The organism is Streptomyces sp. AHU1, assembly GCF_045343905.1.
GTDB lineage: Bacteria > Actinomycetota > Actinomycetes > Streptomycetales > Streptomycetaceae > Streptomyces > Streptomyces triticiradicis.
Window position 1 is genome coordinate 4,288,609 of the sequence record NZ_CP174283.1, and the last position, 16,392, is coordinate 4,305,000.

A 16,392-nucleotide genomic window follows, 5' to 3' on the forward strand; every position below is an offset into this window, starting at 1 on the left:
CACGCACACGTTATCGAAGAGAGATATCGCCGCAGATCAGGGGGTGGATTCATACCGAAGTGGGCAGCGCTTTCGCGCCATCCTCGGTCACCCGGGTGGCCCCGAAGTAGTCGGGCGTGTCGATGGGGTCGAACCGGATGACGGCACCCGACCTGGGGGCGTCGATCATGTATCCGCCGCCCACGTAGATGCCCACGTGCCGGATGGCCCGGGAGTTGGTGAGGTCGTCCGAGAAGAAGACCAGGTCCCCCGGCAGCAGTTCGTCGCGCCCGGGGTGCGGTCCCGCGTTGTACTGGTCGTTGGCCACCCGCGGCAGGGTCACCCCCACGCTTTCGTACGAGGCCTTGGTCAGACCCGAGCAGTCGAAGCGTCCACCCTGGTCAGCCGTTCCGTTGCCACCCCACAGATAGGGAGTGCCGAGCTTCTTCTGCGCGTACGTGATGGCTCCCGCCGCCTGTTGCGAGGGGTCCACACGGGTCACCGGGGCCGCGAAGCTCTTCGCCAGCGTGGTGATCGTCTTCACGTAGTTCCGGGTCTCCGCGTACGGCGGCACGCCCCCGTACTTGATGACCGCGTAGGCACCCGCGTTGTAGGCGGCGAGCATGTTCTCGGTGGGGTTTCCCGGAGCGTTCTTCACATAGGAGGCGAGCTCGCAGTCGTACGAGGCGGCCGACGGAATCGCGTCATTCGGGTTCCATACGTCGCGGACGCCGTCCCCGTCGCCGTCGACTCCGTGCGTGGCCCACGTCCCCGGAATGAATTGCGCTATCCCTTCCGCCTTCGCCGGACTCTTCGCGTTCGGATTGAATCCGCTCTCCTGATACAACTGGGCGGCGAGCAGGGCGGGATTGATCGCGGAGCAGAGATTGCCCCACTTCTGCACGAGGCTCTGGTACGCGGCGGGTACGGAACCCTTGGCGAGCCCGACCGAACCGCCGCCGATGCCTCCCGCGAGGTTCCCGGCGACCAGGTAGACGCCGACGACGAGCAGCATCACGAAGCCCATCCCCGCGCCGACGGCCGCGGTCGCCACGATCCAGGCCTTACGCACCGTCAACCGCCCCTCGCCGACCGGGAGTCCGCCGACGTCAGTGTAGAGGCGGGTCCCCGGGCGAGGGGGTCGTCGCGCGCACGGGCAGGGCGGCATGTCCCGCCGGAGGAACGCTAACCGGCCAGGGCGGCCACGTGGTAGAGCTCCTCGGCCTCGGTGCCGAACACGGCGCTGTACGAGATGTCGTCGGTGTCCCCGCCCTGTTCGTGGCCGCCGATGACGCCGACGACCGCCCCGTCCCCGTTCACCCAGGGGCTGCCGCTGGTCCCGCCGGCGAAGGCGGGGCATGCGACGCGCTGCTGCGTACGGCTGTACGCGGTGGGCTTGTCGGTACAGGTGACGGGGGAGTCGACGGAGCCGGGGTATCCGGTGACGGTGACGGCGGTGGCACCGGTGGCGCGGTGCGCGGCGAACGCGTTCCCGCCCCCGACGACGTCCTCGACCTCCTTGCCGTCGCGGGTGGCGAGGACCGCGAAGGCGACGTCGCTGTCCTCGTCCTGGTCCCGCCTCCACCCCTCGGGGAGGAACACGCCCTGGACGTCCCAGAACCCGTACGGCGCCCTGCCGTCCCGGTAGCCGGGCGCGAAGGAGAGCTGCGTCTCCCCCTCCAGGCAGTGCGCGGCGGTGAGGACGAGGTCGCGTCCCCGGCTGTGCACGACGGAGGCGGTGCAGAAGTGTCCGCCGACGCCGCCGCTCGCGGTGTCCCCGTGGAACAGGGCACCCACCCGGACGTTCCGGCCGTTCTCGGCGGCCCGGACGGTCACGCCGAAGGGTCCGGGGCCGTCGTCGGCCGCGGCGACGGACGAGGACGTCACCGCCAGCAGCACGAGGGCCGCACCGAGCAGTGCCGGCCGCCGGGTCTCCGGGAGACGGGTGATGCGGATGCTCTTCATCGCCCCTCACCTTGCCGCAAGCGGGTGAGAAAAACCTCGGACCCGTCCGAGTATCACCTGTGGAAGCCGACCCCGCCCGGCCACCGGTACCCGGCCACCCCCGTGGCCCCGGGGAGCCCGGATCGTGCGGGAGTCGGAGGGTGCGGGACCGGAGCGGGGATACGGTGGCCGTGGAGGTCTCCGATCACCCGGCGGAAGACGTCGTACCGCCCGGAAGGCGACTGCTGTGTCCGCACGGCGGAAGAGCCCGCCTCCGGCGCGGTCCGCCTCACCGGGACCGGCGCCCCTCGCGCGGCGGTGCCCACCGCCGCCCCGGCGGCCTTCCGCCCGCTCCCGCACGCCCTCAAGGAGGAACACGACCGTGGCTGACATCCCCTCCCGCCTCGACTGGGTGCGTGCCGCCCCCGAGGACGCGACCGGGCCGGGCCCCTGGATCGAGATCGCCTTCGACGAGGACGACCTGGTCCGCATCCGGGAGACGAGCGATCCGGAGAACGTCGTCACGACCACCCGCAGGAAGTGGGACGCGTTCGTCCTGGGGGTCCGGGCGGGCGAGTTCGACCACTTCGTCGAGGGGCTGGAGGACGAACGGCCCCCGGCGCCCGCCGAAGGCCGCTCGTGAGGTCATGAGGTGAGCGCGGGCGGCCTCACTCCGGTTCGGCTCCGGTGTACGCCGCCACGGTCCGGTTCGCCGCGCCCCGGGCGCCGTCCTCCGGCTCGCCGGCGGCGACGTTCGCCTCGTACCAGCTCTCACTGCTCAGCGTGATGAACCGCCTGCCCTCGTCGGAGCCCATCCAGGCCACGCTCTCGTCCGGGTCCAGGAAGCCGCCCGGGGAACCGAGGTGGCCGGCCAGGCCCAGCAGGCCGAGGTCCCAGCCGACGCCGACCGCGCCGGGACCGAACCGCGCCCAGCGTTCGTCGTCCACGTGGGCGATGTGTTCGAGCTCGAGACGGGTGCGGCCGCCCTCCGGGGTCACGCGGACCTCGATCCAGCTGACCTCGCCCCCGTACTCCCAGGTCGCGGCGAAGCTCCGCGGCGGCTCGCAGCGCTCGATCGTGCCGCCCGCGTTGCCCTCCAGCTGGTAGGTGCCGCCGAGGCGCAGGTCACCGGAGACGGGCAGGAACCAGCGGGGGATGCGCTCGGCGCTGGTGCAGGCGTCCCAGACGTCGTCGACCGTCGCGTCATAGGCCTGACCGAGCGTCACCACGCGTGCCACGCCCCCCTTGTACTCGCGCGTGCCGACGGCACGGCGCACGGCGTCGATCTGATGGGTCACGTCGATCACGGTTGCTCCTCCGGAGGTCTTCCCCCGCCGTCGCCGACCCCGCGGGCGACGCTCTCGGCTCCCCCGCACGGGCTCGGCCCCCGGCGCGTTGCCTATCACGGAAGCACTCGGCCGGTCGCGGAGCGCGACACCACCACCCGTGCAATTCCCCTGAACGAGCTGTGAGTTGGGTCAAGCGGCCGTCAACCGCCGACCAACCGCGAACCACGGGGAGGTCACGCTCCCACCGCGTTCAGCAATGCGGAAGTAAGGCTTCCGCGAACCTCTTGTTGTCGCGTACTCAACAAGAGATGGTCGGCGGCGGGCCGCTCCGCCCGCCGCCGGGGAAACCGCACCCGCACCGCCCCTGTCCACCGCTCCCAGGAGGCAGTACGTTGCGCACCCCGCTCCCCCGGAGACCTTCCCCCACCCGCGGCACCCCGCACCGGGCCATTGAGGCCGTCGTCGGCGTCGCCGCCCTCGCCCTCGCGGGCCTCGGCACCGCCGGGTCCGCGCAGGCGCACGGCACCCCCGCCGAGATCACCTCCCACGTCGGCTGGATCAGGGCGCGCGCGACGCCCACGAAGGCAGGCGTCGCGGTGTACGACTCGTACGGCATCACCGCGGGCCGGTACGCGCTCGGCGGCACGAGCGCCTCGGCGCCGATCATCGCGGGCGCCTACGCCCTCGACAGCACCCCGGAGGGAGTCACCGCCCTCGCCGACCGACCTCCACAGTGCGTGCGGGTGCCGGGAGACGTGGGGTTCCCCGGCACCCGCCCGGCGGACGGGCCGCGGCGACCAGCCGCGGCCCGTTCCGCTTCCCGGAGCGGCGCGTCCACCCCGCGCGGACCCGGCGACCCGGGGAACACCGGCGCGACGCACCGTCAGAACCCCTTCGTCGGAACCGCGTCCGTTCGAATTCGTCCCGCGCGCGAGACGTAGAAGGGGACAACGACGGAACCACGCGACAGGTTCCGCTCCCACCTCATTGCCCGGCGTGACCAGCCGTGATACACAGAGTGACGATACGACTCTTCGTATACCGCCGTACGCCTCCCGGGAGGGTCCCGCGTACGCCGGCGGCAAGGAATTCGCACGAATCCCGCCACCAATGACGTCAAGTCGACATACGAAGGCGTCATTGTCGGCGAGAATGGGCCCGACCTCTGCGCACAGTGGGCAGGGGGTGCAGAACTACCCACCAGGGGCGGTGACTTACATGCTTTTCGCAGCCGACAAGGGCGACATCAACACAATCATCGGTGGAATCGCCCCGGACTGGGGCCCCTTCGGCAGCCTGGGCAACGAAGCCAAGGTGATGGTCGAGGTGGTGATGGCGGTCGCCATCCTGCTCTGCCTCGGCATCGCGATCTGGGGAGCGGCCAAGCAGCGCATCGGCGCGACCGCCCTCCGGGACACCTTCAGCGCCGAACAGGGCAAGGGCCTCATCATCGCGGGGCTCACGGGAGTCTTCATCATCGGATCCCTCGGCACGCTCTTCACCATCGTGTACGGCATGGCCGTGTAGCCCGGCCGGGCCGCGCCGCACCCGGCGTACCGTCAGTACCCGGCCGGGCGCGCCCGGATCCTCGCTCCACCGACCCGTCCGTCCGTCGTGCCCACCGGCTGAGGTTGCAACTCCCTGATGTCCAGTCACCACACCGCGCCCGCGCGGGAACCAGCACGGCTACCGTCGTACTACGTGGTTCAGCGAGAGGTTGAGGGGGCGTACGCGGCATGAGTCTCGGTGACGAACCCGGGTACGGCGACGGCCCGCGCGGCGACGACGGGGGGTACGGCGGCTCCGGCCAGACCCGTACCCGCCTGCCCGACCGTCCGGGCGACGTCTACGGCGGCGCGCGACGCGGACGCGGATCCTCCTCGCGGAGCCTGGTCACGGTCGTCGGCGTGGTCGTCCTGCTCATCGCCGCGATCGCCTTCGCGAACCGCGGCGACGACGCGGCCTCCTCGGGCGACGGCGGCGGCGACAAGGCGAAGACGTCCCCCACCGCGGCCTCCGGCGACCACCCGGTGACGACGAAGTCCGCGGGCATCCCGTCGGGCTTCCCCCACACGGAGGAGGGAGCGCAGAGCGCGGCCGCGAATTACGCGGTGGCGCTGGGTTCGGCCGACATGTTCGACAAGTCCCGGCGGGACCGGATCCTCGCGACCGTGATCGCCCCCGCCAAGGTGCCCGAGTTCGAGGCGACGCTGGACCAGGCGTACACGCAGCAGTTCAACAAGAACGTGGGGCTGAACGAGAACGGCTCAGCTCCGCAGGGATACACGTTCGTCTCACGCACGAGTCCCATCGGCACCAAGACCACCCGGTCCTCGGACAACACGGCGACCGTGGAGGTCTGGTGCGGTGGTCTGCTCGGTCTCGCCGGTGAGAACTCGACCAATCCGGTCACCAGCAGCTGGTTCACCATCACCATGAAGCTGGAGTGGACCGGTGGCGACTGGAAGATCGTCTCGCACTCCCAGAAGGACGGCCCCGCGCCCGTCCCGGGCGACGACCGGGCCTCCAGCGCCGACGACATCGCGAAGGCCGTCGAGGAGTACGGAGGGTTCACGTATGCCCGCTAACCACCGCGTACTCAAGCTGACCGCAGCCGTCGGGACCGTACAGGCCACGGCAGTGCTGCTGGCCACGAGAGCGTTCGCCGCGCCCACGCCGTCGCCCTCGCCCAGCGACAACCACTGCAGCCTCATCCACGGCCCCGCGAGGAACTACTGCGAAAGCGGCACCAAGGGATCCGGTAAATCCGGCCTCACCACCGACCCCGGTGTCGGGTCCACCCTGGACCCCCTCTCCTCGCTGGCCAAGGGCTGCGCCGACGCCGCCTCCTGGACCATCGACAAACTCTCCGCCGCCGTGAACGACACCGCCAACGTCGACTTCACGAACCAGAAGTTCCTCCAGCAGTACGCCGTCGTCTTTGCGGCGTCCACGATCCTGACCCTGCTGCTGTGGCTGCTGGCCGTCGCGAAGCGGGCCGTGCGAGGCGTCCCCCTCGGCACCGCCCTGTCCGAGGCGATCGGCTTCCTCTGGCTGACCGTGCTGGCCTCGGCGTTCACCCCGCTGATCCTCTACACGGTCGTCTCGGCGACGGACGGCGTGACGGAGGTGCTCGCCAAGACGACGGGCAACCAGACGGACGCGTTCTTCGGGACGTTCTCCGGCGCGCTCGACAAGGGCAACAGCGTCGGCGGCGGCCCCATCATGCTCATCGTCGTCTCGATGGTCTCGATCCTGGCCGCCGGAATCCTCTGGCTGGAGCTGGTCATCCGGGCCGCCCTGCTCTACGTCGGCGCCCTCCTCGGCACCGTCGTCTACGCCGGCCTCGTCGACAAGAACCTGTGGGGCCACGTCCGCCGCTGGGCGGGCATCATGATCGCGGTGATCCTGGTGAAGCCGGTCATCGTCATCGTGCTCGGCCTCGCCGGAGCCCTCAGCTCCGACAGCGGACCCGACGCGTTCTCCGCCGTCGTCTCCGGGCTCGCCATCATCCTGCTCGCCATCTTCGCCAGCGCGATGATCTACCGCTTCGTCCCCGGCTTCGGCGACGAGATCGCCGGCTCCCGCAACAACCGCATCATGCAGGGCGCCGAGGGCAAGGCCGCCGCCGTGATCAGCTCGCCGGCCACCCTCGTCGCGCAGGGCATCAAGACGCACAGCTCGCGCGCCGACAACAACAGTGGTGGAGGCGGCAGCAGCCAGCCCCGTCCCGCCAACCCCGCGTCCGGCGGTGTGGCCGCGCACAGCAGCCGTACGCCGAACGGAGGCGGCGGATCCGTCCCCTCCGCCGCACCGCCGCCGCGCGGCAGCGCGATCAACACCCCGCACGCAAGCAACACCCGCAACAGCAACCGCACGGGAGGTGAAGGGCGTTGACGACCGAGTCCCACCTGTCCCATCCGGTCACGCCCCGCCGTACATATCTGATCGGCCGCGCCCGGCCGAACGCGATCGTCGGCCGGAACCGCGAGTCCGGCGAGATCGCGCTCATCATCACGGGCGCGTTCCTGGGCATGATGTGCGGTCTGCTCGTCCCGGTCCTGTCCCTGCGGATCGTGCTGCTCATGGGCTTCCCGCTGCTCGCGCTCGCCGCCGTGTACGTCCCGTACAAGCGGCGCACGTTCTACAAGTGGTTCGAGATCAACCGCAGCTACAAGCGGACCCTGCGCCAGGGAACGGCGTACCGCAACCAGGTGATGGAGGCCGGCACCCGCCTCGACGGCAGGGAGGTCGAGATCGGACCGCCGCCCGGCATCGGGCGCATCTCCTGGCTCGCCGCGCCGTTCGGCCCCGACGAGATCGCCGTGCTGCTGCACGCCGACCGCCGGACCGTCACCGCCGCCATCGAGATCGAGGGACCGGGCGTCGGCCTGCGCGACAGCGAGGACCAGGAGGCCCTCGTCGACCGCTTCGGCACGCTGCTCAAGCACGTGGCGAACGGCGACGGCTTCGTCACCCGCCTCCAGATGCTCGCCCGCACCCTCCCCGCCGACCCGGACGCCCACGCCAAGGACGTCTCCCAGCGCGGCGACGACCGGGCACCCGGATGGCTCCAGCAGTCGTACGACCAGCTCCAGTCGATGGTGTCCACGAGCAGCGAGCAGCACCGCGCCTACCTCGTCGCCTGCATGCACTACTCGCGCGAACTGGCCGCCGAGGGCCAGGCCATGGCGCGGGCGGCACGGCCGCAGGGCGGCCGCAAGGTCGACCGGGACGCCGGACTCGCCGTCGTCATGGCCCGCGAGCTGACCGACATCTGCTCCCGGCTCCAGGAAGCCGACATCCGCGTGCGCCAGCCGCTCGGCCAGGGACGGCTCGCCTCCCTCGTGCACTCGATGTACGACCCCGACCACCCGATCGACCACATCCAGGCCATGACCAAGCGCAACGCCTGGCCGGCCGAGCTGGACGCCATGGAGCCGACGTACCTCCAGGCGAAGACCCGCGAGTCCTCCACCCGCGCGCCCTGGTGCCACGCCACGGCCTGGGTGAAGGAGTGGCCGATGACCCCGGTCGGCGTCAACTTCCTCGCCCCGCTCCTCGTCCACACCCCCGACGTCATCCGCACGGTCGCCGTGACCATGGACCTCGAACCCACCGAGATCGCCATCGAACGCATGCTGACCGAGAAGACGAACGACGAGGCCGAGGCCAGCCGCGCCGCCAAGATGAACCGCACCGTCGACCCGCGCGACATCGCCTCGCACAACCGCCTCGACCAGCGCGGCGAGGACCTGGCGAGCGGCGCCGCGGGCGTCAACCTCGTCGGCTACATCACCGTCTCCTCCCGCTCCCCCGAGGCCCTGGCCCGCGACAAGCGCACCATCCGCGCCTCGGCCGGCAAGTCGTACCTGAAGCTGGAGTGGTGCGACCGCGAGCACCACCGCGCCTTCGTCAACACACTGCCGTTCGCCACCGGAATCCGCAGGTAGGGGCTGATGCACTGATGCGGGATCCGCTGTCCGCCGCGACGGACGCCTTCACGTCCTTCCTCTTCGGCAAGGTCGAGACGACCCGCCTGCCCGTACGCACGTCCACGGGCCAGGCACAGGCGGTCTACCTGCCCACCGCCGCACCGGGTCTCGGCGACTCGGGCGTCATCATCGGCCGCGAGGTGTACTCCGGCAAGGGCTACATCTACGACCCCTTCCAGCTGTACGGACAGCAGCTCCCGGCCCCGCACTGGCTGGTCCTCGGCGAGTCCGGCAACGGCAAGTCGGCCCTGGAGAAGACGTACGTCCTGCGGCAGCTGCGCTTCCGCGACCGCCAGGTCGTCGTCCTCGACGCCCAGGGCGAGGACGGCGTCGGCGAATGGAACCTCATCGCGCAGGAGCTGGGGATAACTCCCATCCGGCTCGACCCGACGGCCGCCCTGGACATGGGCATCCGGCTCAACCCGCTCGACCCCTCGATCACGACGACGGGCCAGCTCGCCCTGCTGCGCACCATCATCGAGGTCGCGATGGGCCACGGCCTCGACGAGCGGTCCGGCTTCGCCCTGAAGGTCGCGCACGCCTACGTCAACGAGACGATCGTCGAACGCCAGCCGGTGCTCACCGACATCGTCGAGCAGCTGCGCCACCCCGAACCGGAGTCGGCCGAGGCGATGAACGTCGCCATAGACGACGTACGGGCCTGGGGCCTGGACGTGGCCCTGGTCCTGGACCGGCTCGTCGACGGTGACCTGAGGGGCATGTTCGACGGCCCCACCACGGTCGGCATCGACCTGGACGCCCCCCTCATCGTCTTCGACCTGTCGCACATCGACCGGAACTCCATCGCCATGCCGATCCTGATGGCGATCGTCGGCGTGTGGCTGGAGCACACCTGGATCCGGCCCGACCGCAAGAAGCGCATCTTCCTCGTGGAAGAGGCCTGGCACATCATCAACAGCCCCTTCGTGGCCCAGCTCTTCCAGCGGCTGCTGAAGTTCGGGCGCCGCCTCGGCCTGTCCTTCGTGGCGGTGGTCCACCACCTGTCGGACGTCGTCGACGGAGCGGCGGCCAAGGAGGCCGCCGCGATCCTCAAGATGGCCTCGACACGGACCATCTATGCCCAGAAGGCGGACGAGGCCCGGTCGACGGGCCGGGTCCTCGGCCTGCCCCGCTGGGCGGTCGAGATCATCCCGACGCTGACCCCGGGCATCGCCGTCTGGGACGTCAACGGCAACGTCCAGGTGGTCAAGCACCTCATCACCGAGACGGAACGCCCGCTGGTCTTCACCGACCGGGCCATGACGGAGTCGTCCACCGACCTCGTCTCCGACGACGCCCTGCGCGCCGCCGAACTGGAGGCCGAGGAACGGGCGGCGGCCTTCATGGAACAGCACCTGGGCGATCTCGACGGCTCCGCCGAGTCCACGGTGGCGTGAGATGAGACAGGACGGCGACCGGCGCGAGGGGCCGGGCGGCATCCCCGACGGCCTGCTGATCGGGGTGCTGGGCTTCCTCCTCGGCATGACCCTGATGGTCTGGACGGCGACGGGCCTCGCGGGCTGGTTCTCCCGCGGCGCCTGGCCGGACGCGATCACCTTCACCCGTACGCCCCTGGCCATGCGGCACCTGATCGGCGAGCCGCACGACATCGCCGGCGCCTGGCCCGACACCCCGGCCTCCCAGCTGTCGGGCTACGGCCTCTTCTGGGGCCTGTTCATCGGCCAGTTGATGGTGCTGCTGGTCCTCGCCGTGTTCGTGATGGGCACGGTGGCACGGTGGCGGGCGGGACGGGAGCGAAGGCGGGCGCAGGCCATGGCGGCCAAGGCGTCCGCAGCCCCCACGGACGCTCCGGATCCGGTGGTGCCGCCGGCCAGGACGGAACGCCGGACACTGCCGACCCAGCCGGCCCAGTCGGCCCAGCCCCTGGAAACGGCCCCCAGATCGGCCGAGGGCGACCGGACGGGCGCCGTCCAGCCGCTCCAGCAGGCCCACGGACACACGAGCGCACAGACACTCGGCCACGTGGTCTCACAGCCGCAGGGATACGCGGCCACGCAGGCACCGGGGCACGCGGCCACGCGGGCACCCGGCCACGAGGGCGGCCCGGACGCCGTCGCCTCCGGGGCCGCACCGGCCCGTTCCGCGGCGGCACCCCGGCAGAATCCCGCCTGGACGTCGGGGCGCGCGGTCGTCCTCGCCCCCGCCGAGGCCCGGCACCCCACCGCGGCCCAGGCCGTACGCGACGCCGAGGGCCCGGCCCTCGTCATCACCTCCGACCCCCGCACCTGGTCGGAGACCAAGGACGCCCGCGCCAAACTGGGCCCCGTCCTCCTCTACGACCCGGCCCACCTCTGCGACACCCCGGCCCGGCTTCACTGGTCCCCCGCGGCGGGCTGCGAGGACAAGGAGACGGCGGCGGCCAGAGCGGCCGCCCTGCTCGCCCCGGTGCGTCCCTCCGCCAAGGCGGACCAGGCGATGGCCGATGTCGCGGAAACGCTCATGCGCAGCTATCTGCACGCCGCCGCGGTGGAGGGCAAGGCGTTCCGTCACGTCCACCGCTGGGCCCAGGGCTCACAGGTGCAGGACGCCGTGCGAGCCCTGCGGACGAACCCCAAGGCCGCGTCCGGCGCCGCCGGCGAGCTGGAGGCCGCGCTCGTCTCGCACCCCGAACGCCGGGACATCGCACAGGAGCTGACGGCGCGTGCGCTGTCCTCGTTCGCCGCGGTCAACATCCGCGAATCCTGCACTCCGAACCGAAATGACAGCCTCGCCTTGGATTCCTTCGTCAACGAAGGGGGAACTCTTTATATGATCGGTGAACCCATCGAGGACCCCAAGGCAGGCCCTGGCGCCATGCCCTTCCTGACGGCCCTCGCCTCAAGCGTGGTCGAGCGCGGCCGGCGCATGGCCGAACGGTCATCCTCCGGTCGGCTCGACCCACCACTCACGCTCGTCCTGGACGACGTCGCGGCCGTGGCCCCGCTCCCCCAGCTTCCCGATCTGCTGACCACGGGCCCGGCCCGCGGTCTGCCGACCCTGGCCCTCCTCCGCTCCCGCGAACAACTCCGCTCGCGCTGGCCGCAGTACGAGCTTCCGGTCTGACGTGAGGGCCGGCCGGCGCAGAGAACCCGGTCCGCCCCCGTCGGCCGCCCTCAGCCCTGACTGAAGTCCCGGCCGGAGTCCCCGCTGGAGTCGCCACCGGAGTCCCGGCCGATGACGAACTCCAGCTCCAGTTCGCCGGTGCCGCCCGGCACCGGCGCCGTCCCTCCGGTGGGCAGGAAACCCGCCTTCCGGTAGAACGCCTCGGCACGGCCGTTCTTCTCGTGCACGAACAGCCGCACACGCTCGAGTCCGGCCTCCCAGGACCACGCGAGAGCGGCGTCGAAGAGCCCCCGGGTCACCCCGGCCGCACTCCCCCGGTACTCGGGCCGTACGAACACCCCCACCAGATGCCCCTGCCTGTGCTCGGGCACCGTCCCGAACACATCGGGCACCCCGGCCTCCTCGACCAGCACGGTCACGGAACCCGCCCAGGCCCCGTCCTCGCCCACGGCCACGATCTGCTGTCGCTCGGTGGTCCCGAGGGCCGCTCCGGACGCCCTGTCCCGCCAGAAGTCGTCCGCCTTGGCGACCGCGTCCTCATAGGTCTCCAGGAACGCGAGGTGCGCGACGGGGTCCCGCAGGGCGTCGAGTCTGAGCTCCTTCACCTGCCGCCACTCGTCGGAGCGTATGGAACGGATCTCATGGGTCCTGGAGGTCATGGAAGTCACCGTAGTACGCGCGTCCGACCGCGCTCATCCGGATATCCACCCTGCCGACCACCGCCGACCCGGCCACCGTCATGCTCTTCCCTGTACGGCACGCATCGCCGACCGATCCGATCACGCGCAAGCCCTCCAGGGAGAACATCGCATGGCCAAAGTCCAACTAGAGGAACTCCGCAGCGTCATCCATCCCACGGGAAAGCTGGACAGCCGCGCGGAGCACTGGGCCGGCCGCCTCTACATGCGGTCCCTCTCCCTGCGCGTGACCCGCCATCTCGTCGACGCCCGCATCTCGCCGAACCAGATCACCGTCATCATGGTCTTCGCCGGGATGCTCTCGGGGGTCGCCCTGGTCCTGCCGGGCCTCGGTGGCGCCGTCCTCTCCGTCGTCTTCATGCAGCTGTACCTGCTGCTCGACTGCGTGGACGGCGAAGTGGCCCGCTGGCGCCGCCAGTTCAGCCCGCTCGGCGTCTACCTGGACCGCCTCGGCGCCTACCTCGCCGACGCCGCCGTGATGGTGGGCATGGGCATCCGCGCCGCCCAACTCGGCCTGAACCTCTATCTCGTGGCCGGCCTGGCCGCGGCGATCGGCGTCCTGCTCCTGAAGTCGTCCTCCGACCTGGTGCACGTGGCCCGCTCCGACAGCGGAATGGAGAAGGCGACCGACGCCTCCGTCGTCCCGCGCTCCAGCGGTCTCGCGCAGGTCCGCCGGCTCGCCTCGGCCGTGGGTCTCCACCGCCTGGTCAACGGCATCGAGTGCACCATCCTGCTGCTCGTCACCGCGGTCGTCGACCAGGCGCTCGGCGACCTGACGGCCACGCGCATCGCGACCGTCGCCGTGACGGCGATCGTGTGGCTGCTCGTGCCGGCGCACATCGTCTCGATCGTCGCGTCGTCCCGCCTGAAGTAACGACATCATGAGAAAGGGGCGGCCTCCGCGAGGAGGCCGCCCCTTTCTCATGGAAACTGGACGGAAATGGAGACTGAATGGAATCTGTTCCTGAACGCAGAAAACCCCCGTACCGGTATCCCCGGCACGGGGGTTTTCTTCACAATTTGTTCGGCGGCGTCCTACTCTCCCACAGGGTCCCCCCTGCAGTACCATCGGCGCTGTGAGGCTTAGCTTCCGGGTTCGGAATGTAACCGGGCGTTTCCCTCACGCTATGACCACCGAAACTCTATGAAACTGTCAACCGGAGCCGAGGCCATACGGCTACGACGGTTGTTCGTGGTTTCAGAACCAACACAGTGGACGCGAGCAACTGAGGACAAGCCCTCGGCCTATTAGTACCAGTCACCTCCACCCGTTACCGGGCTTCCAGATCTGGCCTATCAACCCAGTCGTCTACTGGGAGCCTTAACCCCTCGAGGGGGTGGGAATACTCATCTTGAAGCAGGCTTCCCGCTTAGATGCTTTCAGCGGTTATCCCTCCCGAACGTAGCCAACCAGCCATGCCCTTGGCAGGACAACTGGCACACCAGAGGTTCGTCCGTCCCGGTCCTCTCGTACTAGGGACAGCCCTTCTCAATATTCCTACGCGCACAGCGGATAGGGACCGAACTGTCTCACGACGTTCTAAACCCAGCTCGCGTACCGCTTTAATGGGCGAACAGCCCAACCCTTGGGACCGACTCCAGCCCCAGGATGCGACGAGCCGACATCGAGGTGCCAAACCATCCCGTCGATATGGACTCTTGGGGAAGATCAGCCTGTTATCCCCGGGGTACCTTTTATCCGTTGAGCGACGGCGCTTCCACAAGCCACCGCCGGATCACTAGTCCCGACTTTCGTCCCTGCTCGACCCGTCGGTCTCACAGTCAAGCTCCCTTGTGCACTTACACTCAACACCTGATTGCCAACCAGGCTGAGGGAACCTTTGGGCGCCTCCGTTACTCTTTAGGAGGCAACCGCCCCAGTTAAACTACCCATCAGACACTGTCCCTGATCCGGATCACGGACCCAGGTTAGACATCCAGCACGACCAGACTGGTATTTCAACGACGACTCCCACCACACTGGCGTGCGGCTTTCACAGTCTCCCAGCTATCCTACACAAGCCGAACCGAACACCAATATCAAACTGTAGTAAAGGTCCCGGGGTCTTTCCGTCCTGCTGCGCGAAACGAGCATCTTTACTCGTAGTGCAATTTCACCGGGCCTATGGTTGAGACAGTCGAGAAGTCGTTACGCCATTCGTGCAGGTCGGAACTTACCCGACAAGGAATTTCGCTACCTTAGGATGGTTATAGTTACCACCGCCGTTTACTGGCGCTTAAGTTCTCAGCTTCGCCAAGACGAATCTTGACTAACCGGTCCCCTTAACGTTCCAGCACCGGGCAGGCGTCAGTCCGTATACATCGCCTTACGGCTTCGCACGGACCTGTGTTTTTAGTAAACAGTCGCTTCTCGCTGGTCTCTGCGGCCACCCCCAGCTCAGAGTGCAAGACTCATCACCGGACGTGGCCCCCTTCTCCCGAAGTTACGGGGGCATTTTGCCGAGTTCCTTAACCATAGTTCACCCGAACGCCTCGGTATTCTCTACCTGACCACCTGAGTCGGTTTAGGGTACGGGCCGCCATGAAACTCGCTAGAGGCTTTTCTCGACAGCATAGGATCATCCACTTCACCACAATCGGCTCGGCATCGGGTCTCAGACTGTGTGAACGGCGGATTTGCCTACCGTTCGTCCTACACCCTTACCCCGGGACAACCACCGCCCGGGCTGGACTACCTTCCTGCGTCACCCCATCACTCACCTACTGCAGGTCTGGTCCGTCGGCTCCACCACTCCCCTTTGCCCGAAGGCTCCGGGGCGGCTTCACGGACTTAGCATCGCCTGGTTCGATGTTTGACGCTTCACAGCGGGTACCGGAATATCAACCGGTTATCCATCGACTACGCCTGTCGGCCTCGCCTTAGGTCCCGACTTACCCTGGGCAGATCAGCTTGACCCAGGAACCCTTAGTCAATCGGCGCACACGTTTCTCACGTGTGTATCGCTACTCATGCCTGCATTCTCACTCGTGAACCGTCCACCACTGCCTTCCGGCGCGGCTTCACCCGGCACACGACGCTCCCCTACCCATCACAGCACCCGTTGGGGCTTATTGCTGCAATGACACGACTTCGGCGGTACGCTTGAGCCCCGCTACATTGTCGGCGCGGAATCACTAGACCAGTGAGCTATTACGCACTCTTTCAAGGGTGGCTGCTTCTAAGCCAACCTCCTGGTTGTCTCTGCGACTCCACATCCTTTCCCACTTAGCGTACGCTTAGGGGCCTTAGTCGATGCTCTGGGCTGTTTCCCTCTCGACCATGGAGCTTATCCCCCACAGTCTCACTGCCGCGCTCTCACTTACCGGCATTCGGAGTTTGGCTAAGGTCAGTAACCCGGTAGGGCCCATCGCCTATCCAGTGCTCTACCTCCGGCAAGAAACACACGACGCTGCACCTAAATGCATTTCGGGGAGAACCAGCTATCACGGAGTTTGATTGGCCTTTCACCCCTAACCACAGGTCATCCCCCAGGTTTTCAACCCTGGTGGGTTCGGTCCTCCACGACCTCTTACAGCCGCTTCAACCTGCCCATGGCTAGATCACTCCGCTTCGGGTCTTGAGCGTGCTACTGAAGCGCCCTGTTCGGACTCGCTTTCGCTACGGCTTCCCCACACGGGTTAACCTCGCAACACACCGCAAACTCGCAGGCTCATTCTTCAAAAGGCACGCAGTCACGAGGCAAGCACAAGTGCTTGCCCGACGCTCCCACGGCTTGTAGGCACACGGTTTCAGGTACTATTTCACTCCGCTCCCGCGGTACTTTTCACCATTCCCTCACGGTACTATCCGCTATCGGTCACCAGGGAATATTTAGGCTTAGCGGGTGGTCCCGCCAGATTCACACGGGATTTCTCGGGCCCCGTGCTACTTGGGTGTCTCTCCAACGAGCCGCTGACGTTTCG

General features: G+C 68.4%; 13 protein-coding genes and 2 rRNA genes (1 of these 15 only partly in view). 9 read left to right on the plus strand and 6 right to left on the minus strand.

Translation table 11 applies throughout. From position 1 onward, the window contains the following. Nucleotides 1-49: 49 nt before the first annotated feature. Both ACICHK_RS19160 and ACICHK_RS19165 read right to left on the minus strand, forming a co-directional pair. A complete protein-coding gene (locus ACICHK_RS19160; RefSeq protein WP_225860832.1) occupies nt 50-1,057 on the minus strand; it encodes a bifunctional lytic transglycosylase/C40 family peptidase in 1,008 nt (335 codons plus the stop codon). Nucleotides 1,058-1,164: 107 nt separating this feature from the next. Continuing rightward, nucleotides 1,165-1,944 (minus strand): trypsin-like serine peptidase, encoded by a 780-nt coding sequence (locus tag ACICHK_RS19165; protein WP_406837878.1) that lies wholly within the window; start codon nt 1,942-1,944, stop codon nt 1,165-1,167. Nucleotides 1,945-2,305: 361 nt separating this feature from the next. On the opposite strand from ACICHK_RS19165, the gene ACICHK_RS19170 reads away from it, so the two are divergent. Then, complete coding sequence (locus ACICHK_RS19170) at nt 2,306-2,566, plus strand: DUF397 domain-containing protein (RefSeq protein WP_406837879.1); 261 nt, start codon at nt 2,306-2,308, stop codon at nt 2,564-2,566. 25 nt (nt 2,567-2,591) lie between these two features. Here ACICHK_RS19170 and ACICHK_RS19175 read toward each other — a convergent pair whose 3' ends face one another. Then, on the minus strand, nt 2,592-3,230 hold the full coding sequence (locus tag ACICHK_RS19175) for an SRPBCC family protein (protein ID WP_406837880.1): 639 nt from the start codon (nt 3,228-3,230) through the stop codon (nt 2,592-2,594). A gap of 374 nt (nt 3,231-3,604) precedes the next feature. On the opposite strand from ACICHK_RS19175, the gene ACICHK_RS19180 reads away from it, so the two are divergent. The 7 genes from ACICHK_RS19180 (at nt 3,605) to ACICHK_RS19210 (ending at nt 11,770) form a co-directional block, all read left to right on the plus strand. Beyond that, complete coding sequence (locus tag ACICHK_RS19180; protein ID WP_406837881.1) at nt 3,605-4,153, plus strand: hypothetical protein; 549 nt, start codon at nt 3,605-3,607, stop codon at nt 4,151-4,153. A 277-nt stretch (nt 4,154-4,430) separates the two neighbouring features. Next, entirely contained in the window at nt 4,431-4,739 is a 309-nt protein-coding gene (locus ACICHK_RS19185; RefSeq protein ID WP_037622434.1) for a hypothetical protein, read from the plus strand. A 209-nt stretch (nt 4,740-4,948) separates the two neighbouring features. Continuing rightward, the gene (locus ACICHK_RS19190; RefSeq protein WP_406837882.1) at nt 4,949-5,800 is read left to right on the plus strand and encodes a hypothetical protein; all 852 of its coding nucleotides are present in this window, start codon (nt 4,949-4,951) and stop codon (nt 5,798-5,800) included. Further along, a complete protein-coding gene (locus ACICHK_RS19195) occupies nt 5,790-7,109 on the plus strand; it encodes a hypothetical protein (protein WP_406837883.1) in 1,320 nt (439 codons plus the stop codon). Before ACICHK_RS19190 ends, ACICHK_RS19195 begins: the two co-directional genes overlap by 11 nt. After that, on the plus strand, nt 7,106-8,665 hold the full coding sequence (locus ACICHK_RS19200) for an SCO6880 family protein (protein ID WP_151472753.1): 1,560 nt from the start codon (nt 7,106-7,108) through the stop codon (nt 8,663-8,665). Before ACICHK_RS19195 ends, ACICHK_RS19200 begins: the two co-directional genes overlap by 4 nt. Nucleotides 8,666-8,679: 14 nt before the next feature. Then, entirely contained in the window at nt 8,680-10,104 is a 1,425-nt protein-coding gene (locus tag ACICHK_RS19205) for an ATP-binding protein (protein ID WP_151472754.1), read from the plus strand. 1 nt (nt 10,105) lies between these two features. Then, a complete protein-coding gene (locus ACICHK_RS19210; RefSeq protein ID WP_406837884.1) occupies nt 10,106-11,770 on the plus strand; it encodes a type VI secretion protein in 1,665 nt (554 codons plus the stop codon). 50 nt (nt 11,771-11,820) lie between these two features. Here ACICHK_RS19210 and ACICHK_RS19215 read toward each other — a convergent pair whose 3' ends face one another. Continuing rightward, on the minus strand, nt 11,821-12,429 hold the full coding sequence (locus ACICHK_RS19215) for a GNAT family N-acetyltransferase (RefSeq protein ID WP_406837885.1): 609 nt from the start codon (nt 12,427-12,429) through the stop codon (nt 11,821-11,823). Between the two features lie 151 nt (nt 12,430-12,580). On the opposite strand from ACICHK_RS19215, the gene ACICHK_RS19220 reads away from it, so the two are divergent. Beyond that, entirely contained in the window at nt 12,581-13,342 is a 762-nt protein-coding gene (locus tag ACICHK_RS19220; RefSeq protein WP_406837886.1) for a CDP-alcohol phosphatidyltransferase family protein, read from the plus strand. Between the two features lie 148 nt (nt 13,343-13,490). Here ACICHK_RS19220 and rrf read toward each other — a convergent pair. Then, nucleotides 13,491-13,607 (minus strand): 5S ribosomal RNA (rrf, locus tag ACICHK_RS19225). Nucleotides 13,608-13,696: 89 nt separating this feature from the next. After that, nucleotides 13,697-16,392 (minus strand): 23S ribosomal RNA (locus ACICHK_RS19230) (it continues 425 nt past the right edge of the window).